This is a genomic window from Devosia crocina, from assembly GCF_900116545.1.
GTDB lineage: Bacteria > Pseudomonadota > Alphaproteobacteria > Rhizobiales > Devosiaceae > Devosia > Devosia crocina.
Genome location: NZ_FPCK01000002.1, coordinates 150691 through 174027, shown reverse-complemented (window position 1 = coordinate 174027; position 23337 = coordinate 150691). Strand labels below are relative to the sequence as shown.

General features: G+C 62.5%; 23 protein-coding genes. 13 read left to right on the top strand and 10 right to left on the bottom strand.

The annotated features are described in order from the left end of the window. The first annotated feature begins 175 nt into the window (after positions 1-175). Positions 176-571, top strand: a complete 396-nt coding sequence (locus BM364_RS10495; RefSeq protein WP_092424327.1) for a hypothetical protein — start codon at positions 176-178, stop codon at positions 569-571. 99 nt (positions 572-670) lie between these two features. Here BM364_RS10495 and BM364_RS10490 read toward each other — a convergent pair whose 3' ends face one another. Continuing rightward, entirely contained in the window at positions 671-976 is a 306-nt protein-coding gene (locus BM364_RS10490; protein WP_210186425.1) for a hypothetical protein, read from the bottom strand. After that, a complete protein-coding gene (locus tag BM364_RS10485) occupies positions 973-1176 on the bottom strand; it encodes a type II toxin-antitoxin system VapB family antitoxin (protein ID WP_139232570.1) in 204 nt (67 codons plus the stop codon). The genes BM364_RS10490 and BM364_RS10485 overlap by 4 nt, the downstream gene beginning before the upstream one ends. Positions 1177-1337: 161 nt before the next feature. Between BM364_RS10485 and fabD the strand changes: the two genes are divergently transcribed. The 7 genes from fabD (at position 1338) to gmk (ending at position 7798) form a co-directional block, all read left to right on the top strand. Next, positions 1338-2288, top strand: coding sequence for an ACP S-malonyltransferase (fabD, locus tag BM364_RS10480; RefSeq protein ID WP_092424323.1), 951 nt, complete (start codon positions 1338-1340; stop codon positions 2286-2288). Positions 2289-2329: 41 nt separating this feature from the next. Next, positions 2330-3067 carry a 3-oxoacyl-[acyl-carrier-protein] reductase gene (fabG, locus tag BM364_RS10475; protein ID WP_092424321.1) on the top strand — a complete coding sequence of 246 codons (738 nt, stop codon included), beginning with the start codon at positions 2330-2332 and terminating at the stop codon, positions 3065-3067. A 404-nt stretch (positions 3068-3471) separates the two neighbouring features. Further along, positions 3472-3708 (top strand): acyl carrier protein, encoded by a 237-nt coding sequence (locus tag BM364_RS10470; protein WP_092424318.1) that lies wholly within the window; start codon positions 3472-3474, stop codon positions 3706-3708. A gap of 27 nt (positions 3709-3735) precedes the next feature. Further along, a complete protein-coding gene (fabF, locus tag BM364_RS10465) occupies positions 3736-4998 on the top strand; it encodes a beta-ketoacyl-ACP synthase II (RefSeq protein ID WP_092425296.1) in 1263 nt (420 codons plus the stop codon). Between the two features lie 151 nt (positions 4999-5149). Beyond that, positions 5150-6265, top strand: a complete 1116-nt coding sequence (mltG, locus tag BM364_RS10460) for an endolytic transglycosylase MltG (protein ID WP_092424316.1) — start codon at positions 5150-5152, stop codon at positions 6263-6265. Further along, a complete protein-coding gene (locus tag BM364_RS10455) occupies positions 6262-7146 on the top strand; it encodes a YicC/YloC family endoribonuclease (protein WP_210186424.1) in 885 nt (294 codons plus the stop codon). Before mltG ends, BM364_RS10455 begins: the two co-directional genes overlap by 4 nt. A 13-nt stretch (positions 7147-7159) precedes the next feature. Beyond that, positions 7160-7798 carry a guanylate kinase gene (gene gmk, locus BM364_RS10450; protein WP_244542846.1) on the top strand — a complete coding sequence of 213 codons (639 nt, stop codon included), beginning with the start codon at positions 7160-7162 and terminating at the stop codon, positions 7796-7798. 149 nt (positions 7799-7947) lie between these two features. Here gmk and rsmA read toward each other — a convergent pair whose 3' ends face one another. The 6 genes from rsmA to BM364_RS10420 all read right to left on the bottom strand — a co-directional run bounded on the left by rsmA (position 7948) and on the right by BM364_RS10420 (position 15451). Then, positions 7948-8793, bottom strand: a complete 846-nt coding sequence (gene rsmA, locus BM364_RS10445) for a 16S rRNA (adenine(1518)-N(6)/adenine(1519)-N(6))-dimethyltransferase RsmA (RefSeq protein WP_092424312.1) — start codon at positions 8791-8793, stop codon at positions 7948-7950. Continuing rightward, entirely contained in the window at positions 8790-9788 is a 999-nt protein-coding gene (gene pdxA, locus BM364_RS10440; RefSeq protein WP_092424310.1) for a 4-hydroxythreonine-4-phosphate dehydrogenase PdxA, read from the bottom strand. The genes rsmA and pdxA overlap by 4 nt, the downstream gene beginning before the upstream one ends. Before the next feature lie 187 nt (positions 9789-9975). Continuing rightward, complete coding sequence (locus BM364_RS10435; protein ID WP_175528562.1) at positions 9976-10872, bottom strand: peptidylprolyl isomerase; 897 nt, start codon at positions 10870-10872, stop codon at positions 9976-9978. 144 nt (positions 10873-11016) lie between these two features. After that, on the bottom strand, positions 11017-13317 hold the full coding sequence (locus BM364_RS10430) for an LPS-assembly protein LptD (RefSeq protein ID WP_139232569.1): 2301 nt from the start codon (positions 13315-13317) through the stop codon (positions 11017-11019). After that, on the bottom strand, positions 13314-14384 hold the full coding sequence (locus BM364_RS10425) for an LptF/LptG family permease (protein ID WP_092424303.1): 1071 nt from the start codon (positions 14382-14384) through the stop codon (positions 13314-13316). The genes BM364_RS10430 and BM364_RS10425 overlap by 4 nt, the downstream gene beginning before the upstream one ends. Then, the gene (locus BM364_RS10420; RefSeq protein ID WP_092424301.1) at positions 14381-15451 is read right to left on the bottom strand and encodes an LptF/LptG family permease; all 1071 of its coding nucleotides are present in this window, start codon (positions 15449-15451) and stop codon (positions 14381-14383) included. The genes BM364_RS10425 and BM364_RS10420 overlap by 4 nt, the downstream gene beginning before the upstream one ends. Before the next feature lie 270 nt (positions 15452-15721). On the opposite strand from BM364_RS10420, the gene BM364_RS10415 reads away from it, so the two are divergent. After that, a complete protein-coding gene (locus tag BM364_RS10415; protein WP_092424299.1) occupies positions 15722-16168 on the top strand; it encodes a DNA polymerase III subunit chi in 447 nt (148 codons plus the stop codon). Further along, positions 16165-16782, top strand: coding sequence for a YitT family protein (locus BM364_RS10410; RefSeq protein WP_092424297.1), 618 nt, complete (start codon positions 16165-16167; stop codon positions 16780-16782). The genes BM364_RS10415 and BM364_RS10410 overlap by 4 nt, the downstream gene beginning before the upstream one ends. A 35-nt stretch (positions 16783-16817) precedes the next feature. Here the strand turns inward: BM364_RS10410 and BM364_RS10405 are convergent, their stop codons facing one another. Together BM364_RS10405 and BM364_RS10400 are read right to left on the bottom strand one after the other, a co-directional pair. Next, positions 16818-17684 (bottom strand): DUF4344 domain-containing metallopeptidase, encoded by an 867-nt coding sequence (locus BM364_RS10405; RefSeq protein ID WP_092424295.1) that lies wholly within the window; start codon positions 17682-17684, stop codon positions 16818-16820. A gap of 123 nt (positions 17685-17807) precedes the next feature. Further along, on the bottom strand, positions 17808-19679 hold the full coding sequence (locus tag BM364_RS10400) for an ABC-F family ATP-binding cassette domain-containing protein (RefSeq protein WP_092424293.1): 1872 nt from the start codon (positions 19677-19679) through the stop codon (positions 17808-17810). Positions 19680-19893: 214 nt separating this feature from the next. On the opposite strand from BM364_RS10400, the gene BM364_RS10395 reads away from it, so the two are divergent. From BM364_RS10395 to BM364_RS10385, 3 genes are all read left to right on the top strand, one after another. Next, positions 19894-20274 carry a hypothetical protein gene (locus BM364_RS10395; protein WP_092424291.1) on the top strand — a complete coding sequence of 127 codons (381 nt, stop codon included), beginning with the start codon at positions 19894-19896 and terminating at the stop codon, positions 20272-20274. Between the two features lie 194 nt (positions 20275-20468). Further along, complete coding sequence (gene ndk, locus BM364_RS10390) at positions 20469-20891, top strand: nucleoside-diphosphate kinase (protein ID WP_092425292.1); 423 nt, start codon at positions 20469-20471, stop codon at positions 20889-20891. A gap of 527 nt (positions 20892-21418) precedes the next feature. Beyond that, positions 21419-23326 carry a DEAD/DEAH box helicase gene (locus tag BM364_RS10385; protein WP_092424289.1) on the top strand — a complete coding sequence of 636 codons (1908 nt, stop codon included), beginning with the start codon at positions 21419-21421 and terminating at the stop codon, positions 23324-23326. The last annotated feature ends 11 nt before the right edge of the window (positions 23327-23337 follow it).

Genomic DNA, 23337 nt, shown 5'->3' with positions numbered 1-23337 from the left:
TCTTGCCAAAGCAAAAACCCTCCGTTCAGCCCCCGGCCAAACGAATTGCTGCGCGGCATATACTCAACATGACCGGTAAACACAAGAGCAAGGCCCGCTCCGCGTGCCCGCCGTCATAACTTGGTCACGAGCGAGGGAAACAAACACCTGATTCAAGAACAACAAGGACGATCCCGTGACCAGGTTCCTGCTGCCTCTTTTCGCCGTTTCCGCTCTGTCGCTTGCTGCCTGCGACAGCCCGCCTGAGAATGCCGCGCAGGGCACGGCCGTCGAGCAAAATCGGGGCGCCAGCGTCAATGTGGAGAGCGGTGCGGACGGATCGCGCACCATCGAACTGACCCTTCCCGAATCCATGGCGCCCGCCGTCGATGCGTTGAGCAATCCCGGCGCCACCTATGATGCCCTGCGCCAAAGGGCTGGTGAAATGAGCGAACAGGCCAAGCAGGATGCCGTCGTCAATGCCCGCCGTGCGGCCGAAGCCGGCGCGCGCGCCCTTGGCCAGACCGAAGCGGAAATCGCCCAGGCCGGCGATGTCGCCGAGCGCTCCGCCCGCGACGCACTCGGTCTTTGAGCCGTCGCTTCATATCCTTGAAGGATAAGGGCAGAGGGATGGCAGTTTACCCTGCTATCCCGAGCTCCACAGCCGCCCGATAGAGGCGTCGATCGCGCGTCAGCAGTTTGCAAGTGCCGTGAGATTTGCATGCCGCCAGCAGATGCGCATCGACGTAGCGATACCACGACTGAAGAGCGAATGTGCCTCGACCAGCATCAAGACGTCCTCATCCGGTGCAGTTGGGACTACGTGAAGGTCGCGTAGGCCAGCAAGCGTGCTGCGTCTATTTTTCAGACTCCCCATGGCCAGCTCGCCCAGCACAAAAGGATGCATGAGGATCTGTCGCTCGACCAGCAGTCGGGCGAAGCCGAGATCGGTCACCACCCAGTGATTTGTCCAGACCGAAGTGTCTGCGAGGATCATTCCTCTTCGAAACCTCGTCGGTACCGGGCGGGATACTCGAGATCCGGCATCGTGCCGCCGAGAGCGGCGAGGCGTTCCGATGCTTTGCCATGAATAGCGTCCTTCAATGCGAACTCCACAAGCTGCTCAGCATCAGCGATCCCAAGCGACTCTTTGGCGCGCTCCAGCAGCAGTGCGTCTATCTGCACAGTGGCCTTCATTCCGACCTCCATATTCCACACCAAATATCGCATCGGCAGGCGGCTTATTAAACGGAATGCCCGGTCTGCCTTGACTCTGCCGCACACTCTCGCTCAAACCCGGCAGAGTGGGAGGGTTCCTTCATGGGCTGCTCCATTGCGACAGAAGAGGGAAGACCATCATGTCCAGCACTGCGTTCACCTTCCCCGGCCAAGGTAGCCAGGCCGTCGGCATGGGCAAGGAGCTGGCCGATGCCTATCCCGAAGCGCGCGCCGTCTTCGACGAAGTTGATGCAGCCCTCGGTGAAAAGCTCTCCTCCACCATGTTCGAGGGTCCCGAAGACGTCTTGCGTCTCACTGAGAACGCCCAGCCTGCGCTGATGGCTTCGTCCATCGCCGTCCTGCGTGTGCTCCAGTCGCGCGGTCTCGATCTGGCGACCCACGCCTCCTATGTCGCCGGTCACTCGCTGGGCGAATATTCTGCGCTTTGCGCGGCCGGCACCTTCTCGCTCTCCGACACGGCGCGCCTGTTGCGCACCCGCGGCCAGGCCATGCAGAAAGCCGTCCCGGTCGGCCACGGCGCCATGGCCGCATTGCTCGGGCTTGATCTTGAAACGGCCCGCGCCGTTGCCGAAGAAGCCGCGCAGGGCGATGTGTGCCAGGTCGCCAACGACAATGCGCCGGGCCAGGTCGTCGTCTCGGGCGGTCACGCCGCCATCGAACGCGCGCTCGAGATCGCCAAGGGCCGGGGTGCCAAGCGCGCCCTTATGTTGCCGGTCAGTGCGCCGTTCCATTGCTCGCTCATGCAGCCGGCGGCCGAAGCCATGGCTGCCGCCTTGGGCGAAGTAGAAATGCAGGCGCCGGTCGTCCCCCTTGTGGCCAATGTACTTGCCGCTCCCATCACCGACCCCGCCGAAATCCGCCAGCGCCTTGTCGAGCAGGTCACCGGTGTCGTCCGCTGGACCGAGAGCGTGACCTGGCTCGCGGGCGAAGGTGGCGTCAGCCAACTGGTCGAGCTGGGCACCGGCAAGGTCTTGTCGGGTCTTGCCAAGCGCATCGCTCCCGATGTTGCAGCAATATCGGTTGGCCTGCCCGCCGATGTCGATGGCATCATCGCTCAGCTGACGGCCTGATCCGTCTCACACCGAATTCGCATCCCATCGGGGAGGACAATATGTTTGATTTGACCGGCAAGCGTGCCCTTGTCACCGGCGCCAGCGGCGGCATCGGCCGTGAGATCGCCAAGGCTCTGGCTGCCGCCGGCGCCACCGTCGCCCTTTCTGGCACCCGTGTCGGCGCGCTCGAGGAGACCGCCCAGCAGATTGGCAAGGAATGTCCGATACTGCCGTGCAACCTCTCCAAGATGGACGATGTCGATACACTCGTGCCCGATGCCGAAGCGGTGATGGGCGGGGTCGACATTCTCGTCAACAATGCCGGCATGACCCGCGACAACCTTTTCATGCGCATGAAGAATGAAGAGTGGGACGACGTCATCGCCGTTAACCTCACCGCCGCTTTCCACCTCAACCGCGCCGTGTTGCGCGGGATGATGAAGCAGCGCTGGGGCCGCATCATCGGCATTTCCTCGGTGGTCGGCGTCATGGGTAATCCCGGCCAGGGCAATTACGCCGCCTCGAAGGCGGGTCTCATCGGCATGAACAAGGCGCTGGCACACGAAGTCGCCTCGCGCAATATCACGGTCAATTCCATCGCGCCCGGCTTCATTGCCTCCGCTATGACCGAAGAGCTCAACGAGAAGCAGCGCGAGGCTATCCTCGCCCAGGTTCCTGCCAACCGGCTCGGTAGCGCCGAGGAAGTAGCGGCCTGTACCGTGTTTTTGGCCAGCGACGCCGCCGCCTATGTCACGGGCCACACGCTTAACGTCAATGGCGGCATGGCGATGATCTGACGGTCCGAGTTGTGCTGCCGGGCCCCTCACCGTAACCCTCTCGCCAAGGGGGCGAGGGGAGTGAGCCGGTGTTCTGGAGTTGACCGCGCGGCAAACTCGATAGGATACCCTCGCACCTTCGGGGAGAGGGTCAGGGTGAGGGGTCTTCCGGCCAGAAGTAGCACAATTCCAGCTACCGACCTCGTTAACAATGGCTTAAACCATTGGAAACCACTGGCGCGGCTGCTGGCAATGGGCGGTGAAACATGTTACTCGCCGCCGCGTTAACTCTTGCCGGTTCCCTTGCGAGCGCCGATAAGGCCGCTTACATTGCCGCCGAGCAAGTCAAAACCGCGCTTGATGAATTGGCCTGGCGCCAATAAGAAGCGAAACGAAACGTCGATTTCTGAAAAGGGAAGTCAAATATGAGCGATGTCGCTGATCGGGTCCGCAAGATCGTTGTGGAACACCTCAATGTGGACGCCGAGAAGGTCACCGAAAAGGCCAGCTTCATCGACGATCTGGGCGCTGACTCGCTCGATCAGGTCGAGCTGGTGATGGCTTTCGAGGAAGAATTCTCGGTCGAGATCCCCGATGATGCCGCCGAGTCGATCCAGACCTTCGGTGATGCAGTCTCGTTCCTCACCAAGGCCACCAGCTAAGCTGGACGGGCAGGTATAGACATGGAACTGCGCCGAGTCGTCGTCACCGGAATGGGGCTTGTCACGCCCCTTGGTTGCGGAGTGGAGGCCACCTGGGCCAACCTTCTCGCAGGCAAGAGCGGAGCCAAGCGTATCGACGACTTCCAGGTCGATGATATCGCCTGCCAGATTGCCCACCGCATTCCGCGTGGGGATTATGCCGATGGCATGTACAATCCCGACGAGTGGATGGAATCCAAGGAGCAGCGCAAGGTCGACGATTTCATCGTCTATGCCATGGCCGCTGCTACCCAGGCCATCCAGGATGCCGGGGTGGAACCCAAGACCCAGGAAGAGCAGGAGCGCACAGGCGTCCTGATCGGCTCGGGCATCGGCGGCATCGGCGGCATCTATGATGCCTCCGTGACGCTGCACGAAAAAGGTCCGCGCCGCATCAGCCCCTTCTTTATTCCGGGGCGCCTGATCAATCTTGCTTCCGGCCATGTCTCGATCCGGTTCGGTCTCAAGGGTCCCAACCATTCAGTGGTCACCGCCTGCTCGACCGGCGCTCACGCCATCGGCGACGCAGCGCGTCTGATTTCGCTCGGCGATGCCGACGTTATGGTGGCCGGCGGCGCCGAAAGCTGCGTCAATCGTCTGTCGCTGGCCGGCTTTGCCGCAGCCCGCGCCCTTTCGACCGGCTTCAATGACGATCCCGTCGCCGCCTCGCGCCCCTATGACAAGGATCGCGACGGTTTCGTGATGGGCGAGGGCGCCGGCATCGTCGTGCTCGAAGAATATGAGCGCGCCAAGGCGCGCGGCGCCAAGATCTATGGCGAAGTGATCGGCTATGGCCTTTCGGGCGATGCTTATCACATCACCGCTCCTTCGCCCGATGGCGATGGCGGCTTCCGCGCCATGAGTGCGGCGGTCAAGCGCGCCGGTATTGCGCCCTCCGAAATCGACTATATCAATGCCCACGGCACCTCGACCCCGCTCGGCGACGAGATCGAATTGGGCGCCGTCACGCGTGTTCTCGGCGATGCCGCCGAAGGCCGGGTGATGAGCTCCACCAAATCGGCCATCGGGCACCTGCTGGGTGCCGCTGGTTCCGTCGAGGCGATCTTCTGCCTCCTTGCCATGCGCGACAGCATGGTCCCGCCGACCCTTAATCTCGACAATCCCTCCGTCGAGACCACGATCAATCTCGTGCCCAAGGTGGCGATCCAAAAGGACATCAACGTGGCGCTGTCCAACAGCTTCGGCTTTGGCGGCACCAATGCCACGCTGGTCATGCGCAAGGTCGCCTGATCCAGACAAGCTTTGCAGGGGCACATTGCGCACACACGCAATGTGCCCTTGTCTTTGTCACGGACGCTTGCCAACAATGCCGCCGCCGCGCCACGTTTGGGCGCCACAAGACCAATAAGATCCCCGCTTGGACGGGCAGAGGTGATTCCCTATGAACGACCGACGCAAACGCCGCCGCCGCTCGTCGAATGGCCTTGTCGACGTTCTCAATGCCTTTTTGACGCTGCTGGTGATCGGTCTCGTGGTTGTGGGTGGCGGCTTCATCTTCGTCGCCTCTCAATATTATGGCGATGGGCCGCTGCCCGAAGAGCGCGTGTTCCGGGTCGAAAGCGGCAATGCCCTTTCGACTACGGCCAGCCGGCTTGAGGAGCAGGGCTTCATCACCAATTCGCTGATCTTCAGCCAGTTCGGCAGCCGCGTGGAAGATAACACCACCATCAGGGCAGGGGACTTCACCATTCCCGCCAACGCCAGCATGGCCGATATTCTCCATGAACTCACCACCGGCACGCCTATCCGTTATGCCGTCACCATTCCCGAAGGCTGGACCTCCTGGCAGGTCGTGCAGCGCGTCAATGCCGACGAGCGCCTGACCGGCTCCATCGACACCCTGCCGCCCGAAGGCTCGATCCTTCCCGGCTCCTACGACTATATCCCGGGCGATACGCGCCAGACGGTGATCGATCGCATGCAGGCGGCGATGACTGCGGCGCTCGCCGAAGTCTGGGAAGGCCGCGAGGCGGATCTGCCGCTCGCTTCGCCTGCCGAGCTGCTGATTCTGGCCTCCATCGTCGAGCGCGAAACCGGCGTCGCCGAAGAGCGCCCGCAGGTAGCTGCCGTCTTCGTCAATCGTCTGCGCACCGGCATGCGCCTCCAGTCCGATCCGACCATCATCTATGGCATCACGCTTGGTCAATCGACGCTCGACCGGGGCCTCCGCCGTTCCGAAATCCAGGAACGCACGGACTACAACACCTATCAGATCGATGGCCTGCCCCCGACCCCGATCGCCAATCCGGGCATAGAGGCGCTCAACGCGGTCGCCCATCCCGACAGCCACGACTACCTCTACTTCGTTGCCAAGGGTGCATCGCCGCGCGATGGCCACGTCTTCGCCGAAACCTATGCCGAGCATCAGCAGAACGTTGCGCGCTATCGCGAGATCGAGCGTGAAGCCGCCGAGCAGGCCGCAACCGAAGCAGAAGCTGCCCGCCAGGAGCTTGAAGCAGAGGAGGCAGGAGAGGCCGAGGGCGAGGCGCAGCAGTGAGCGCTCAAATCGCCAGCATGACCGGTTACGCCCGTGCCGAAGCAGGCTTTGGCGCGGCGCGGCTGCGAGTGGAGCTCAAGTCCGTCAATGGCCGGGGCCTCGATATCCGTACCCGGATGGGATCTGGGCTTGATCGTTTTGATATCCCGCTGCGCCAGCTCTTGAGCCAATCCTTGTCCCGTGGGTCGATCACCGCGTCCGTCACGTTTGATCGCGAAGCGCGGTCGGGCGCGGTTTCGGTCGATCCGGCCGCTCTCGAGGTCGTCCTTTCCGCCATCGAGAGCATTGGAAGCCGCATTGATGTGCGACGGTCCAGTGCTGACGGAATTCTCGCGCTCCCGGGCGTTCTTGTCCTCGACGAGGCCAGGGAATTCGACGAAGAGGGTCTCGAACCCGTCCTGATGGCCGCTTTGCGTGAGGCCATTTCAAACCTCCAGATATCGCGTCTGGATGAAGGCGCCCGCATCAGCGGCATCCTTGTCCGCCAGCTCGATACCATTGCCGAGCTCGTCGAGCGCGCAGACGCCCATCCGAGCCGCACGCGCGAGGCCATATCCAGCCGCCTTAGCCAGCAGATCGCCGCCCTTCGCCTTGAGCCTGATATCGCGCCCGAGCGTCTGGCGCAGGAAGCCCTGCTTCTCGTCACCAAGGCCGATATTCAGGAAGAGATCGATCGCCTCCGCGCCCACATTGCGAGTGCTCGGTCTCTGCTTGGTTCCGCGGGTCCAGTCGGCCGGCGTCTTGATTTCCTCGCGCAGGAATTCAATCGCGAAGCCAATACGCTCTGTTCCAAATCGAACGCCGTGGAGCTCACCGCCATCGGTCTTGACCTCAAGGCGGCGATCGATCAACTACGCGAGCAAGTTCAGAACATCGAATAGAGTGGCCTAACCAATGGATTTCCAGCGTCGCGGCGTCATGCTTGTTCTTGCCTCGCCTTCGGGCGCCGGCAAATCCTCGATTTCGCGCTCCTTGTTCGGCGCCGATCCCAATATCAAGCTCTCGGTTTCGGTCACGACCCGGGCCCGCCGCACCGACGAGATCGACGGCAAGCACTACCACTTCATCGACGTGCCCACCTTTGAGCAGATGCAGCGCGATGGCGGCCTTCTCGAATCGGCCGAAGTGCACGGCAATTTCTACGGCACGCCCCGCGCCCGCGTCGAAGAGCAGCTGGCCGCCGGCAACGATATCCTCTTCGACATCGACTATCAGGGCACGCTGCAGCTTTACGAAAAGTGCCGGCCCGACATGGTCACGGTGTTCATCCTGCCGCCTTCCATCAAGGAGCTGCGGGCCCGCCTCGAGCGCCGCGCCCAGGATAGCGTCGGCACCATCGACAAGCGCCTCAGGAACGCGCGCCACGAGATGGAGCATTATTCCGAATACGACTACGTGCTCGTCAACGAAGACCTCGAGCTCTCGGTCGCCCGCGTCCGCGCAATCCTTGCTTCCGCCCGTCTCGACCGTAAGCGCCAGCTCAACCTCGACAGCTTCGTGCGCGACCTGCAAAACCAGATCGGCCCGGCCTGATCAGGCACTGTCATCTGAAAACGCAATTTTCGGCCCGTCATTGCCCGGCTCGTCCGGGCAATCCATCTTGCCGACGCAATGACCACCCGAACAATTTAGGTGGTGACGCTTGTCATGTGGTGTGCCGTCCTGCGAAGCGATAAAATCCGCTAAACCCGCAATCCTGGCAGCGCCCTCGCCATGGCCAAAAACGCCTCGATCGGCAGCTCTTCGGCGCGCTCGTCGCCCTTGAGTTCGGCTGCGGCCAGCAAACCCTCCACCGGCACCCCAAGGGACTTCAGCGATTGCCGCACCATCTTGCGCCGCTGACCGAAGGCGGCCTTGGTCACGTTCTCGAGTTGGCGGACGGGGAGCCCTTCTTCCACGGGCTTGGGCACCAGATGCACGACTGCCGAAGTAACATTGGGCGGCGGCACGAAGGCCTGACGGCCGACATTGAAGGCAATCCGCGCCTCGGTGCGCCAACCCGCCAGCACGCCCAGCCGCCCATAGGCGTCATCGCCCGGACGGGCAACGATACGCTCGGCTACTTCGCGCTGGAACATCAGCGTCATGCTCTCGAAAAACGGCGGCCAGGGCTCCATGGTCAGCCAGCCCGTCAGCAGCTGCGTGCCGATATTATAGGGCAGGTTGGCCACCATCCGCGTCGGCCCATCGGCGAGGAGCCGGTAATCCATTTCCATGGCATCGCCGCTGATTACGGTCAGCCGCCCGGGATAAGCCGCCGAAATTTCCGCCAGCGCCGGGAGCGCCCGCGCATCGCGCTCGATGGCGATCACTTCCCGCGCGCCTTCGGCAAGCAGCGCCCGCGTCAACCCGCCCGGACCGGGCCCCACCTCGATCACCCGCACACCCTCGAGCGAGCCGCCGACCCGCGCGATGCGCGCGGTCAGATTGAGGTCCAGCAGAAAATTCTGTCCCAGTTCTTTCTTGGCCCTCAGGCCATGGGCAGCAATCACCTCGCGAAGCGGCGGAAGGTTGTCGATCTGGCTCATGCGCTCTTCGTCGTCATCTGGTCTGCCATGGCTATGGCTGCCAAAAAGCTCGATGTCGAGGCTTTTCCGGTGCCCGCCAGGTCGAAGGCCGTGCCGTGATCGGGCGAGGTTCGCACGATGGGCAGGCCCAATGTCACGTTCACCCCGGCATCGAACGCGACGGTCTTAATCGGGATCAGCGCCTGATCGTGATACATGGCGAGCACCGCATCGAACTGTCGCCAATGCCTTGGGAAAAAGAGCGTATCGCCGGGGAGGGGCCCAACGGCGTCGATGCCTTCCGCCCGCGCCCTTTCAAGCGCCGGAATGATGATCTCGATCTCTTCGCGCCCGATCGTTCCGCCTTCGCCCGCATGCGGATTGAGCCCCGCGACCGCGATGCGCGGCGCCGCAAGCCCGAACCGCGCCCGGAGATCCCGCGCAATCACCCGCAACGTTTCAAGGATCAACCTGCCGGTGATCAGCTGCGGAACGTCCTTGATCGGCACATGAATGGTCAGCGGTACCGTGCGCAGATCCTCATGCGCCAGCATCATCACCGGCAAGGGCTCGACTCCGTTTTCGGCGCAGAGCGCTGCCAGAAACTCGGTATGTCCGGGATGCGTGAACCCGGCTCCGTAGAGCACGCCCTTGTGGATCGGCGCGGTCACGAGCCCACGGCACGCGCCCATTCTGACAGCCGAGACGGCCTGCTCGATCGCCGCGATCACGACGCCTGCAGCACCGGTGTCGGGTTCGCCCGGACGATCCTCCACCATCCCTCCGATGTTGAAGACGGGCAGGGCACTGCCGAACAGCGCCGCCGCATTCCCAGGCTGTGCGGCCACTACATCGATGGCGAGTCCCAGTCTTTGCGCCCGCGCCTCGAGAAACGCTGTGTGCCCGAAAACGATAAAAGGCGGCAATCGCAGCTCCGCCCGGCGCGCAAACAGAGCCAGAATGACATCCGGCCCGATCCCCGCCGGCTCGCCCATGCTGATCGCCAAAGGGGTCATATGGAGGTCCCGGGAAGTCTGATGCTGGGGGAAAGCCCCCTCAGCCAAACCCCCTCGCCGCAGGGGTGAAGGGATGTCATCGAGTTTGATGCTTGATCTGTTCGCAACCACCAACCCAGTCCCCTCGCCCCTTCGGGGAGAGGGTTAGGGTGAGGGGCCGCGATCGGCCGGCTAGGGCGCCAATTGTTCAGTTGTAGATAATCTTGGCCTGGCTGCGCAGCTGGACCAGATATTCGTCGGCCTGCTTGGCAAGCGTCTCGTTGCCGACCTCGGCCCGCAGGTCGTCCTTGACGAAGGTCAGGTCCTGCGCCTGCGTCTTTTCGCAGATAGCCAGCATCGATACCCCGTTCTCTACGACGCGCGGCTTGGTGATTCCACCGACATTCATGCCCGCCAGTTCCCGCGCCATGGCTTCGGGCAACTGGGTGGCGTGGCGGCGGCCGATATCGACCACGGCCGCATCGGTATAGGCCAGCGACAGGTTCACCGCCCCATCGCAGCCGTTGAAGCTCGAGCGGTAGCGCGACGCCTGCGCCGTGCGCCCGCTGGCGCCTGCACCCACAAAGATGATTTCCTTGAGGATGTAATCGAAGTTCTGGTAGTCCGCGACGCGCCCGGCCGCCTGCTGGTCGAGGTCGAGATCGGAAATCTGCACATTGGGCACGACGGCCGCCTGCGTCACCCCGCTCCAGGCGATGGCTGCGCGCAACCGGTCCTTGAGCGTGTCTGGATTGACCCCGCCCTGACCCAGGATCTGCACCAGCCGGTCCTGGCTGACCTTGAGATTGCGCGCCACGCCCAAGAATGCCTCGTCCACCTGCGCGTTGGACACACTGACATTGAGCTTGTTGGCTTCCGTGATCTGCACCGCTTCGTTGATCAGCTGCTCGAGGGCGGCATTGCGCCCCCCATTATTGCCTTCCATGCGCAGCAGCCGGATGCGCTGATCCACCTGCATGTCGGAAATGGCCGTGCCGTTCACGGTCACCACAGTGGCTGCAGCACTCGGGGCGGCAGAGGCCACGACAAGGGTAAGGCCGACAAGGAGGGCGCCGATGGCGCGCTGCAAACAAGCAAACGTCATGGTCAGGTCCGGTGTTGGATAGCGGCCGGCTGATGGGCAGACGGCCGCAACAATCATCTTAGAGCTCGTGCCGCATCAATGCGGCCCACAAAGCGCCCTGTCAATTGCCGAACCATTGCGGCCAAAATCAGGGCGCGATACCGCTCAGAACCCGGCGCCGAGCACATTACCTTCATATCCGGCATTAAGTCCGGCCGGCGTCTTGAGCTGGAAGGTCGCTGTAAATCTTGTGTCATCAGGCGAGCGATGCGTCGGGCCCGTGCGGACCGCTCCGGCACCGATGGCGAGATAACCGTCGTCATAGAGCACCCCGCCACCCACCTGCAGCCAGGTGTTGGCGCCGAGGTCCCAGGCCGCATTGCCGCTGATCTTCCAGTAGTCGGAGACCGGCAGCGTCAATTGCCCGGCAACTTCATGCTGGTCCTGCAGCACGCCCCGCACCGGTTCGGCACCCACAAAGCGATAGTCGAGCGAAGCGGAGTAGCCGTCCTGGGCAAAGCGTGCGCCCGCCATCACCCGGCTCATTTCCCATTCGCTCGTGTTTACCTGCAGCTTGCCTGCAAGATCAATCCCCGGCGCGATCGATCCATAGGCACCGAGCACCCCATAGGAGGCAGCGTCCTCGAGCCCCGAGCCAATCCCCGTACGGACCGGATCGGCCTCGGTATAGGCATTGGCTCCGGCGAGCAGGAAGCTCTGCCCCGCAATGATCTCGAGATAGCGCCCGTTGGCGAAATTGGCCTGATAACGTCCGCCCACATTGGCACGCAGTCCAATGTCCTGCCGGTCATATCCGGAGAACCGGTCATAGCTGAACAGGTTGGTATCGTCGAAGACCAGGCTCTGTGCATCGTCATTGGTGATGCCCACGAGGCTGTTGTCCGAGCCGCGATAGGCCAGCTGCACGATTGGCTCGATGATATGCACATCCGCGCCATTGCTTGCCATCAACGGATAGCGCACATCGATGGCGGCGATTGGGGTAGCCGCGATCAGGCTGGTTTCTTCAGGCAGCAGTGGGCTTGTGCCATCATAATAGCTGAAATCCGCGCGTCCCCCGGCATAGGGCGAAAAGACGAGGCCACCCGGCGCGATCCATTGGGTTTCCCAGCCCGCCTGCAGCGTAGCATGCGTCTTGTTCCCCTGGTGCCCGAATACATAGGGCACGCCATTGACGATGCTGACAGCATCCGCCTCCCGGTTCACATGCAGCAATTTGCCGTCAAAGGTCAGCCGGCCCCAGTCCTCTTCCAGATCAAGCACGTGGGAAAACCGCACCACCGGCAGGTTGCGGCCCTGCTGTCTCTGCTGCGCCTCGGTGACATTGCCCAGAAGATTGAACTCCTGCACCCGCGCGTCGATATAGGTGTCATCGGTCAGGTGCGTTGCATAGACCTGGTTGACGGTCGATTTGTCGTTCGACACGCGATAGTCGTCGAGATAGGCCGCATCGGTGAAGACGCTATAGGACCAGCCCACCTTCCAGGTTTCGATGGGCGTGAACTCGCCCGAGGTCTGGATCGCGCCGCGCCAGTCCCGGTCGCCCACTTCGCCGGCAAAGGCCGCCGGGTCGAATTGATAAAGGCCCGAAGCCCTGATCTGGAACGATCCGGCGTCGAAGCGCTGGATCCATTCGGCGTCCATCAGAAAACCCTGCCGCGAAACCAGCGTCGGGGTCAGGATCACATCGGTCCAGCGGCTGGAATATACGCTGACCGGCACGGCGAGCTTCAAGCCCATTTGGTCGCTGTAGTCGAGCCGGGGCATGCGCACGTTTCGCAGCGCATCTTCATCCGTGCCCGGCAGCCAGAGGTAGGGAAGCCATGCGACGGGAATGCCCAGAAGCGCAAGTGATGGCTGCTCCAGCACCACCGATCCGTCCTCGGCATTATAGGTAATCTTGGCTGCCTGCACCGACCAGCCGATCCGCCGGCCTTCCTCGTCGATGCACTCGCCGCAGGGCGCATAGCCCGCATCGTTCAGAATGGTCTGCAAGGCCGTGTCATAGTCGACGCTGTCGGCGGTGATCCGCGCGCCGTCATAGGAGGTGATGGTCAACGCATTGAGCACGGCCTGGCGCATGTCGCCCTCGATGGCAAAGCCATCGCTTTCCGCCACATTGCCCGAGGGGTCGATCAGCCGGGTGCGGCCGGTCATTCGCACCTGGCCGGACCTGCGGTCGAAGGTCAGGGTGCTGCCTTGCACCGTATAGCCTTCAAAGGTCAGGATCACATTGCCCGAGGCCTCGATGACACCGGTCTGCGAGTTGAAGGTCAGCGCATCCGCTTCGACGCCTGCCGCGCCGTCCGGATCGATCGCTGCGCTGAAAAAGTCGGGCGGTACGAAACCTTGAGCAAGGCTGAGCCCCGGCAATGCCAGGGCACCCGCGCCAGCCATCAGGGCGCAGGCAAGGCCTCTCGTTATGCTCCGGCCCACTTTCGTCACGTCAGCCCATCTTCCTTGTGCAGCAGCACCGTCGCACCAATCACTATGGCCACCAATGCCGGTCCGACTGCCGCAAAAGTTGGATCGAGAACGCCGGTCGACCCTGCACGGTCGGCCATCTCGGTAATCACGAACACAACAAATCCGAGCACGATGCCGAAAAGGACCGCAGGGCCTAGACTAGAGTTTCTTCGATAACCTGCGGTAAACGCAAAGGCAATGAACAGCGAGCCGCTCAACACCAGCGGCAGGGCCAAAAGCTTGATCAGCCGCATGGTCGCAGCCGTCCGAACCGAAGGATCTGCAACGCCCGCCTCGAGCATTGTCCACAGGTCGAAAAACGTCATGTCTTCGGTCGAGGCTAGGGTCAGGCTGATCTCGGCCGGCGAGGATTGCGTGGGCACGCGATATTCATCGATTTCGTAGGCAGGGCGGTTCGGAGTACGCACCGTCGCCCGCGGCATGATCCACTCCCCGTTCCGCAGCGTAGCCGTTTCCGCTTCGAGCCGCCTGATGTCCCGCTCGTCGAGGTGGAACAGGGTCACATTGCCCAGTTCGGCGCCGCCGGGCGCCATGTAGCGCGCCATCAGCACGTAGTGGGCATCGCCTCCGCGCTGCTCGAGCCAGATCTCGCCCGGCGGCGTCAGCATGGCGGCCTGTCCTGGCGGAGTCGGGTAGAGCTCGCGATTGATCTGGGTGCTCAGCGTTTCCGCGCCGAGCGCAATAACGAAACTGACCGCAACCAGCGCAATGGTTGGCGCCCGCACCGCCCGCCAGATGGAAATGCCGCTCGCCTTGATCACGGTCAGTTCGTGCCGTGCCTTGAGATCGGCAAGCCCCAGAATCGCGCCCATCAAGACAGTCACGGGCAGGGTCTTGATGGTCCAGCGCACCGCCGACATCGCCACCATGACCAGCGCCATCAGCAGCCCGCTTTGTTCCGAAACCACGTTGAAGCGCCAGGTGTCGAGCGATTCCACCAGCGCGATCAGGCCGTAGAAGATAAAGACGGTTGCGCCGATGCGGCTCGACAGCCGCTTGAGAACCAGCCAGTCAATTCGCGTCATGCATTCACCAGAGGTTGGGGCCGGCGCGGCCACAAGCGATAGGCGAGGATCAGAATCGACAAAACGATCAGCCCGATCGCACCGGTGCCGACCCCGAGTGGGCTATAGGTGCCGATGCCTCTTTCTGCAAAGCCCACGATCAGCACCACGGCCTCGAGCGGGATCTGGACGCGTGTCCGCTTGCCGCTTGGAAAGGCTGCGATCGCAAGTGTGAAGAGTCCGAGACCGATGACACGCAAGGCCTCGGCCGTCCGGTCGAGCAGTCTCTGCACCGCCGCGGGTTCGAGCTGCCCGCTCGCCATCGCATCACCCACAATGGTGAAGCTGTCCCGCTCGGCGAGTGTGTCGCCGAAAGCCAGGGGCTGGCTGAGGCTGCCGACGCTGATATCGTAGCGGGTAAACCGCACTTCCGAGTAGCGTCCGTCCGGCTGAACATATTGCAGCGTGCCATCGCGCAATTCGAGCATGTAGTTTTCGCCGTCGCTCGAAACGCGAGCGCTCTCGGCAATATAGGTCCGGCGCGAATCGGGATTGCGGCGATCGTCGGCAAAGAAATCCATGATCTCCCCGCCGGCCTGGCGTCCGCCGATCAACAGCACCACGCCCGGCGTCACCTGCGTGAACCGGCCGGGCCGCAGCGTCGAGCTGACAAGATCGGCGGCGATAGTGGCCGAGAGTTCGTTGACCTTGCGATTGGCCATGGGTTCGAGCCAGTGCGACAAAAGCAGAGCCGCCACCGCCCCCGCGCCGATCACGATGGCTGCAGCATGCCAGAGCCCCGGCAATCCGCGGCTGGTGTGAATGATATGCAGCTCGCGATTGCCCCCAATCGCGGTCAATGCCCGCACCAGCCCGATCCCGACGCAAATATAGAAGAAGGCGAGTGCCAGGGGCGGCATCGTATAAAGCGCCTGGATCCCGAGCGTCACGATGCCCTGACCCTTGACCGAAACCACCTCGAACTGCCGCAGGCAATTGACCAGCCAGAGCAGGAAGCAGGTGATCGCGAACAGGATCACGGCATCCGTGGCAAAGAGCCGGGTGAGGTAGGCGGTTAGTCGTCTCATGGAGGCGCAGTATCATCCCTTCGGGCCGCAAACATGGCCTGCGAATGGCGGCACCATGGGCCAGTTCCACAATGGAAACAAACAGATTGACGCGGTTCCACCTCAAATCCCGTGCGCCTGTTGCCTTGTTGCAGCGAGCATCGGCGGGGGGAGGGCGGACGTCTCGCGCTATCCGTATGGCTCAGCTCTGCGTGTGGAAAGAGCCTCAAGGGGGGGATCCGGGCCGATCCTCCCCATGGCGCGCCGCGTTGCTGCCCGGTAAGATGGGCCATGGCCGAAGTCCTCTTCTATCACCTCGAAGTCCGCCCCCTCGAATCCGTCTTGCCCCAGCTTCTTGAAAAGACGCTGGAGCGCGGCTGGCGGGCTGTCGTCGAAGTGGGGTCGAGCGAACGCGCCGAAGCGCTCGATACCCATCTCTGGACCTATCGGGATGATTCTTTTCTGGCCCACGGCCTTGCAGGTGGCGAGGCCGACAAGCATCAACCTGTCCTGCTCACCACCGGAGAGGATAATCCCAATGGCGCAACCGTCCGCTTTTTCGTGGATCGGGCCGTGCCCCGTTCGACCCAAGGATATCAGCGCGTGGTCTATATGTTTTCCGGTCTTGATTCTGAAGCGGTGGCTGAAGCCCGTCAGGCCTGGCGCGCCCTGCGCGATGGCAACACCGTCACCTATTGGCAGCAGGAAGCCGATGGCCGCTGGGTGAAAAAGGCATGACCCCCGATCTTTCGACCCCCAGCCGGCATTCGCTGCCCGAGGACATTTTCGCCATGCTGATCGGCACGACGCTGGTGTCCCTCGGCATCGTCTTTTACGCCGAAGTCCAGCTGACCACGGGCAGTTCAGCCGGCCTCGCGCTCCTTCTCCAATACGCCACCGGCTGGCCGTTCGGGGTGCTGTTCTTTTTGATCAACCTGCCGTTCTACGTGCTGGCGGTCCTGCGCATGGGCTGGCCCTTCGCCATCAAGACCTTTGCTTGCGTCGGCCTTGTGTCGGTGATGACGGTGCAGTTCCCGGTCTGGCTTGATATTTCCGATGTCGAGCCGCTTTTTGCCGCGCTGATCGGTGGCGGGCTGATGGGCCTCGGCATTCTTTCGCTCTTCCGGCACAAGGCGAGCGTGGGCGGCATCAATATCCTGGCGCTTTTTGTGCAGGAGAATTTCGGCATCCGCGCCGGCTACTTCCAGCTTGGCGTCGACCTTCTAATCCTTGTGGCCGCTTTCTTCATTCTGCCCTTCGATCGGGTCATCTATTCGATCCTTGGGGCGCTGGTTCTCAATCTGATCATCGCCCTCAACCACCGCCCGGGCCGCTATGTCGGGTTCAGCTGAAGCCTTGCACAACGGAAAAATGATGAACCAGCTTCCTAACTGCCGCTGCTCTTGACCTTTCCCGCGCCCTTTTCGCGCGGCTCGGGGCTCGTCTCGTCGGGCAATTCGGCGGCATAGAGCTCCATATAGTCTTTCATCAGCTCGTAGCAGAAGATGATCTCCACCGTCGCCGGATCATAGTAGGCATTCGCCTCGCCGCACCGCTTGGCGTTGAACCGCACCGGGCGGCGCAGCTTGTAGGTCGAGCGCAGATCCTCGGCCACCCGGTCGAAGACCCCGCTCGAGCGGAAGGCATCAGCGGCAAACCGTAACCGCCCGCCCGCATCGTGATAGGTCACGTCGACCTTTGTGCCGGTTCCCGAGTCGACCCGATGCTCGTCGAGCACGGCCCTCAGGCTCCGGTCCACCGTCTCATAGTCATAGTGGCACGTGTCCTGCCGGTCCCGGTCGATGGCATATTGGTTGGCGATCGGGCGGAACGCTGTGTCGTCGCTCCCCACCATCAGGCACACGATCTGATAGGCCCGCTGCTTGTCGAGACTGTGCGCGCCGAAAAAATCGGCTTCGTATTCGCCGCTGCCATAGGCGATCCCGGAAAGGATCCAGCCTTCCGCGGCATCGGCCAGCACCGTATCGGCTTCTGCCGTCCGGTGCCGCAGTAGGGTCCAGGTGGCCATGTGGTCGGCCGCGTCTTCTTCTTTGCCCAAAACTGGCAGCCGCAGCTGGTCGATCAGCAGATGCGCCATCTCGTGGTAAAGCACGAAAAGGCTGTTATTGGCGGCAAAGCGGATGATGTCATTGCGCTGGGCTTTGGAAAAGCCTGTCATGTCCTGCGCAAGGGCGGGTGACGCTGTCGAGATCAGCAGGGCACTCCCAAGAAGTGCCAGAACGCGTTTCATCATGTGCCCTCGTGCCGTCTGACCCCTGGGGAGAAGAGTCCATGGCTCCTCTCCTGTCAACGCAACTTCAACCCGGTCGCGGCTTCAGGCCGGGCATAACGATGACATCTCCGGCCATGAGCGTGCCTATGCGCGCTCTGCGTCCTCAAGCTCGGCGCTCAGCACCAGCCACTGCTCTTCGGTGGTCGTCAGGTCGGCGGCAAAGCGCGCCTTGTCTTTCCCGAGCGCAATCAGCCGTTCGGGAGAACCGTTATAGACCTTGGGGTCAGCGAGCTGGGTGTCGATCTTTTCGATTTCTACCTGCAATCGGCCCATCTTGGTTTCCGCGTCCTTGATGCGCCCTTTGAGCGGGGCGAGCTCCGCCCGCCGCGCCGCTGCCTCCTGACGCGACAGCTTGCGCTCGCCGCTCTGGTTGGCAGCACTGGTCTTGCTGTCCCGGTTGGAGGTGATGCTGCGCTGATAGCTTTCGAGATCCTCGTCGAGCTCGCGAATGGTCCCGCCTTCGGCGATCCAGAGCCGGTCGCAGGTTGCTTCGATCAGATAGCGGTCGTGGCTGATGATCAGCACCGCGCCTTCATATTCGTTGAGCGCATGCACCAGCGCATCGCGGCTGTCGATATCGAGGTGGTTGGTCGGCTCGTCGAGGATCATCATTCCCGGCCCACCAAAGGTGATGAGCCCCATCAGGAGCCGCGCCCGCTCGCCACCCGAAAGGTGCTTGGCCTTTGTATCCATGCGGCTCGTCGTCAGGCCCATCTGGTTGAGCCGGCTGCGCCGCTTGGTTTCGTTCTCGAGCGGCATCATCTCCGCCACATGCTCGAGCGGCGTCCATTCGGGCTTGAGCTTGTCCATCTGGTGCTGGGCAAAATGGGCAATTTCGAGCTTCTTGCCCATCCGCAAATGCCCGTCCAGCGCCGGAATATCGCCAGCGAGAAGCTTGGCAAAGGTCGACTTGCCGTTGCCGTTCACCCCCACCAGCGCAATGCGATCTTCCGGATCGATCCGCATGGTGATGTTGCGCAGGATCACCTTGTCGCCATAGCCGGTCGCCACCTTTTCAAGGTTCACCATCGGCGTCGGCAGGTCCACCTTGGGCTGCTGGAAATGGAAGGGCGCGGCATATTCGTCGAACATGGCCTCGGGGGGGCGCAGCTTTTCAATCATCTTGACGCGCGCCTGCGCCTGCTTGGCCTTGGTCGCCTTGGCCTTGAACCGATCGACGAACTTTTGCAGATGCGCGATCTGGTCGAGCGTTTTCTCGCGGCTCTTGTTGTTGAGCTCCATCTGCATCCGGCGCGTCGTTTCGAACGTGTCGTAATTGCCCTTATACAAGGTGAGCTTCCGGTGCTCGAGATGCACGATGGAGCTGACTGCCTTGTTGAGGAGGTCACGGTCGTGGCTGATCATGAAGACCGTATACGGGTAGGTCGCGAGATACTTTTCGAGCCACAACGTGCCTTCGAGATCGAGATAGTTGGTCGGCTCGTCGAGCAGCAACAGGTCCGGTTGCGAAAACAGCACGGCTGCCAGCGCCACGCGCATCCGCCAACCGCCCGAGAGTTCCCGCGTCGGCGCATTCTGTCGGTCCTGCTCGAAACCAAGGCCCTTCAGAATGGACGAAGCGCGCGCTTCGGCCGTATGCGCTTCGATATCGGCAAGCCGCGTATAGATTTCGCCAATCCGGTCCGGATCCGTCGCGGTCTCCGCCTCTGCCATCAGCGCCGTTCGTTCTTTGTCGGCCGCCAACACCACGCTCAGAACAGTTTCTTCCCCCGCCGGGGCCTCCTGCGCCACCGCCCCGATCCGCGCCTTGCGCACCAGCTCGACCGTCCCGGCATCGGCACCGATATGGCCCTGGATGATGTGGAACAGCGTCGTCTTGCCCGTGCCGTTCTTGCCCACGAACCCGGTCTTCGACCCAGCCGGCAGCACGAGCGAGGCGTCTTCGAAGAGCTCGCGACCCTGGATGCGATAGGTGATGTTGGAAATGGTCAGCATGGGGCAGGCAATCGATCTGGAGCAGGAAGGCTCGCAGGCACAAGCGGCCCGAACAGGGCAGGGGCCTGCGATAAAGTGTTCGGCGATCGATAGAGTTAAGGCTCGGACATGGCAACTCTCTTGCGGTGCGCTGCGCCCATCTGTCGCCGGATTTGATGCATCTTATCTTCCCTGCAGGCATTCCTGCATCAGTGACTGAATGAAAGGACGCCCCATGTTTGACGCCCGCATTTCCCTCGCCCTCGTTTCAGCCCTTGCTCTCTCCGCGCCTGCCCTGGCGCAGGACACCAACAAGCGGATCGACGATCTCGATGCCACCCGCATCAATGCCAATCAGATCCTGATCGAATTCGAGTATGAAGGCAGCGCCTGCGAAGAAGTCGGTCCCGCCGAGGTAGGCGAGCTGGTCGACGGTACCCTCGCGGTGACCTTCCCTACCATTTCGACAGCCGAAGTCTGCACCATGCAGGTCGAAGAAATCGATGTCGAGCAAGCCATCCCGGCCGAAAACATCGTTTCGCGCATCGACGTCACGCTCGCTGCTCCAGACGGGTCGACAATCGCCACCGCCTCGACGGATGTCGATCACGACTGATCCACTGAACTTCATCCGCCGTCATTGCCCGGGCTTGTCCGGGCAATCCACCTTGGGGAGACATGGACCACCCGGGCAAGCCCGGGCGGTGACGGTGGCGAGAATATCCGGGGCGTCGGTCACCCCGTCTTGCGCCCTTCACAAGCTCCCGCTAAAAGGCGCCACCTTCCAAGCAAATGCAGGATCTGTCCGCCATGGCGATTGAACGTACCTTCTCCATCATCAAGCCCGATGCCGTCCGTCGTAACCTCATCGGCAAGATCCTGACCAAGTTCGAGGAAGCCGGTCTCCGCCCGGTCGCCCTCAAGAAGATCCACATGACCCGCGAACAGGCCGAAGGCTTCTACGCAGTGCACAAGGAACGCCCCTTCTTTGGTGAACTCGTTGAGCAGATGATCGCCTCCCCGGTTGTCGTCCAGGTCCTCGAAGGCGAAGGCGCGATCCTCAAGAACCGTGAAATCATGGGCGCTACCAATCCGGAAAACGCTGCCGAAGGCACCATCCGCAAGGAATTCGCTCTTTCCGTCGGCGAAAACTCGGTTCACGGTTCGGACGCTCCGGAAACCGCTGCCCAGGAAATCAAGTACTTCTTCTCGGACGAAGAACTGGTTGGCTGAGATCCGACGGCTGGCGAAGCCAGCCGGCGCTTCTTCACCTCTCCCTCTGGGGGAGAGGTCGGCGCGCAGCGCCGGGTGAGGGGGCCTTTGCTTCCACCTCATAACTGACAGTGCCCCTCTTATTCCTCTCCCTCTCGGGGAGAGGTCGGCGCGTAGCGCCGGGTGAGGGGGACTTTGGTTCCACCTTGTAACCGACAGTGCACCTCTTATTCCTCTCCCTTTGGGAGAGAGGTCGGCGCGTAGCGCCGGGTGAGGGGGTGCTTCCATGACCCAACTGGTCCTTGGTTCCCCCGTTAACCCCAGCCATGCGATCCGCCGGTCCCCCTCATGCGCTGGCCGGTCTTGCGCCAGGCACAGGCAATGGCTAAAAGCCCCGATATCGAGGCCGCCTCGCGAGGCGGCCTTTTGCTTTCCGTGAAGTCTTTATCCACATCGCGGACCACCCAGAAAATGCCAGCCGCTCGACCGGGAATGTTCCAACTGTGTGAGGAACGACCGCTCTTTGGCTGCTCTTGTGAAAGCCATTGATGTCACTGCCCGAAACGATCCTCGCTCCCATCGCCCGCGCCCTCGAGGCCAAGGGCTACGACGCCCTGACACCCGTTCAGTCTGCCGTCATCGAGGACAATGCCGCCGATCGCGACCTTCTCGTCTCCGCCCAGACCGGCTCGGGCAAGACCGTCGCCTTCGGCATGGCTATAGCGCCCACCATTCTGGGCGAAGACGATATCCTGCCCGTCGCCGGTGCCCCGCTCGCCCTCGTCATCGCGCCCACGCGTGAGCTTGCCATGCAGGTGCGCCGCGAACTCGACTGGCTCTATGCGCCGCTCGGCGCGGTCACCGCCGCAGGCGTTGGCGGCATGGACCCGCGTACCGAACGCCGCGCGCTCGAACGTGGCGCCCATATTGTCATCGGCACGCCGGGCCGCTTGCGCGATCACATCACCCGCGGCTCGCTCGATACCTCCGCACTGCGCGCCGTAGTGCTCGACGAAGCCGATGAAATGCTCGATCTCGGTTTCCGCGAAGATCTCGAATTTATCCTCGCCGCCGCGCCCGAAGATCGCCGCACGCTGCTTTTCTCCGCCACCGTGCCGCGCCCCATTGCCGAACTCGCCAAGACGTTCCAGCGCGACGCCCTGCGTATCACCGCGACCTCCTCGGGCGAGCAGCACGCCGATATCGACTATAAGCTCATGGTCGTTCCGGCCGACGAGCGCGAAAACGCCGTCATCAACACGCTCCTCTGGTACGAAAGCACCAACACCATCGTCTTCGCCTCGACCCGCGAAGCGGTGAAGCATCTGTCTGCCCGTCTCAGCAATCGCGGCTTCGCCGTTGTCACCCTTTCGGGCGAGCTGACCCAGGCCGAGCGCACTAACGCCCTTCAGGCCATGCGCGATGGCCGCGCCCGCATCTGCGTCGCCACCGACGTCGCGGCCCGCGGCATCGACCTGCCCAATCTCGATCTCGTCATTCATGCCGAACTGCCGATGAATGCCGAAACGCTTCTCCACCGCTCCGGTCGCACCGGCCGGGCGGGCCGCAAGGGCACCTGTGTCGTCATCACGCCCAGCCATCGCAAACGCGTGGCCCTCTCCATCCTGCGCACCGCCAAAATCGAGGCGGAACAAACCGCTCCACCAAGCGCGGCCGACATCGATGCCCGTTATCGCGAGCAGGTTCTCACCTCTGCGCTTTTGAGTGAACCAATCACCGAGGACGAGGCCGAAAGTGTTAGCAATCTGCTAGCAAAACACCCACCTGAAGCGCTCGCCGCTGCCTATTTGCGTCTGCAGCTTGCCGCCCGTCCGGTGCCCGAAGATGTCAGCGCTGCTGCCCCCGACGAGCCGCGCGAACCCCGCACTCGGGAGCGCTTTGCCGGCGGGTCCTGGTTCAAGGTTACTCTCGGCCGCAAACAGCGCGCAGAGCCCCGCTGGCTCCTGCCGATGATCTGCAAGGCTGGCAATGTCACCAAGGCCGCCATCGGCTCTATCCGCATCTTCGACACCGAGACCATCTTCGAGGTTGCCGCCGATAAGGTCGACAGTTTCGTCAAGGCCGTCGAGAAGAATGGCACGGGCGAGCGCAACGTCACCATCGCCGCGGTCGATGGTCCTGGCGAGCGGTCCGATCGTCCGGACCGCGGTCCGCGCAAACCGAAATCGTTCGAGCGGTCAGATCGTTACGACCCCATGGCTGCTCCGCAGGAGCGCCCGCGCAAAAAGCGCTACGGTTCCTCCGAGATGACTGCGGGCGACTTCGCGCCTCCGCAGGACGCACCGGCCGAGACCCGTCCGCCCAAGCCCAAGAAGGCCTATAAGCCCGTGGATAAGGACAAGGGCAAGCCCAAATGGGCCAAGCCTGAAGACGCTTCTGCCGCGCCCAAGAAGCCCAAAGCCAAGGATCACAAGAAGCGCCGCGCCGAAGACTAAGGCCCGCTTAA

Coding starts and splice junctions, on each gene's coding strand:
- BM364_RS10490 (WP_210186425.1), bottom strand. CDS start 976: ATGATCCTCGCAGACACTTCGGTCTGGACAAATCACTGGGTGGTGACC.
- BM364_RS10485 (WP_139232570.1), bottom strand. CDS start 1,176: ATGAAGGCCACTGTGCAGATAGACGCACTGCTGCTGGAGCGCGCCAAA.
- fabD (WP_092424323.1), top strand. CDS start 1,338: ATGTCCAGCACTGCGTTCACCTTCCCCGGCCAAGGTAGCCAGGCCGTC.
- fabG (WP_092424321.1), top strand. CDS start 2,330: ATGTTTGATTTGACCGGCAAGCGTGCCCTTGTCACCGGCGCCAGCGGC.
- BM364_RS10470 (WP_092424318.1), top strand. CDS start 3,472: ATGAGCGATGTCGCTGATCGGGTCCGCAAGATCGTTGTGGAACACCTC.
- mltG (WP_092424316.1), top strand. CDS start 5,150: ATGAACGACCGACGCAAACGCCGCCGCCGCTCGTCGAATGGCCTTGTC.
- gmk (WP_244542846.1), top strand. CDS start 7,160: ATGGATTTCCAGCGTCGCGGCGTCATGCTTGTTCTTGCCTCGCCTTCG.
- rsmA (WP_092424312.1), bottom strand. CDS start 8,793: ATGAGCCAGATCGACAACCTTCCGCCGCTTCGCGAGGTGATTGCTGCC.
- pdxA (WP_092424310.1), bottom strand. CDS start 9,788: ATGACCCCTTTGGCGATCAGCATGGGCGAGCCGGCGGGGATCGGGCCG.
- BM364_RS10435 (WP_175528562.1), bottom strand. CDS start 10,872: ATGACGTTTGCTTGTTTGCAGCGCGCCATCGGCGCCCTCCTTGTCGGC.
- BM364_RS10425 (WP_092424303.1), bottom strand. CDS start 14,384: ATGACGCGAATTGACTGGCTGGTTCTCAAGCGGCTGTCGAGCCGCATC.
- BM364_RS10420 (WP_092424301.1), bottom strand. CDS start 15,451: ATGAGACGACTAACCGCCTACCTCACCCGGCTCTTTGCCACGGATGCC.
- BM364_RS10415 (WP_092424299.1), top strand. CDS start 15,722: ATGGCCGAAGTCCTCTTCTATCACCTCGAAGTCCGCCCCCTCGAATCC.
- BM364_RS10410 (WP_092424297.1), top strand. CDS start 16,165: ATGACCCCCGATCTTTCGACCCCCAGCCGGCATTCGCTGCCCGAGGAC.
- BM364_RS10405 (WP_092424295.1), bottom strand. CDS start 17,684: ATGATGAAACGCGTTCTGGCACTTCTTGGGAGTGCCCTGCTGATCTCG.
- BM364_RS10400 (WP_092424293.1), bottom strand. CDS start 19,679: ATGCTGACCATTTCCAACATCACCTATCGCATCCAGGGTCGCGAGCTC.
- BM364_RS10395 (WP_092424291.1), top strand. CDS start 19,894: ATGTTTGACGCCCGCATTTCCCTCGCCCTCGTTTCAGCCCTTGCTCTC.
- ndk (WP_092425292.1), top strand. CDS start 20,469: ATGGCGATTGAACGTACCTTCTCCATCATCAAGCCCGATGCCGTCCGT.
- BM364_RS10385 (WP_092424289.1), top strand. CDS start 21,419: ATGTCACTGCCCGAAACGATCCTCGCTCCCATCGCCCGCGCCCTCGAG.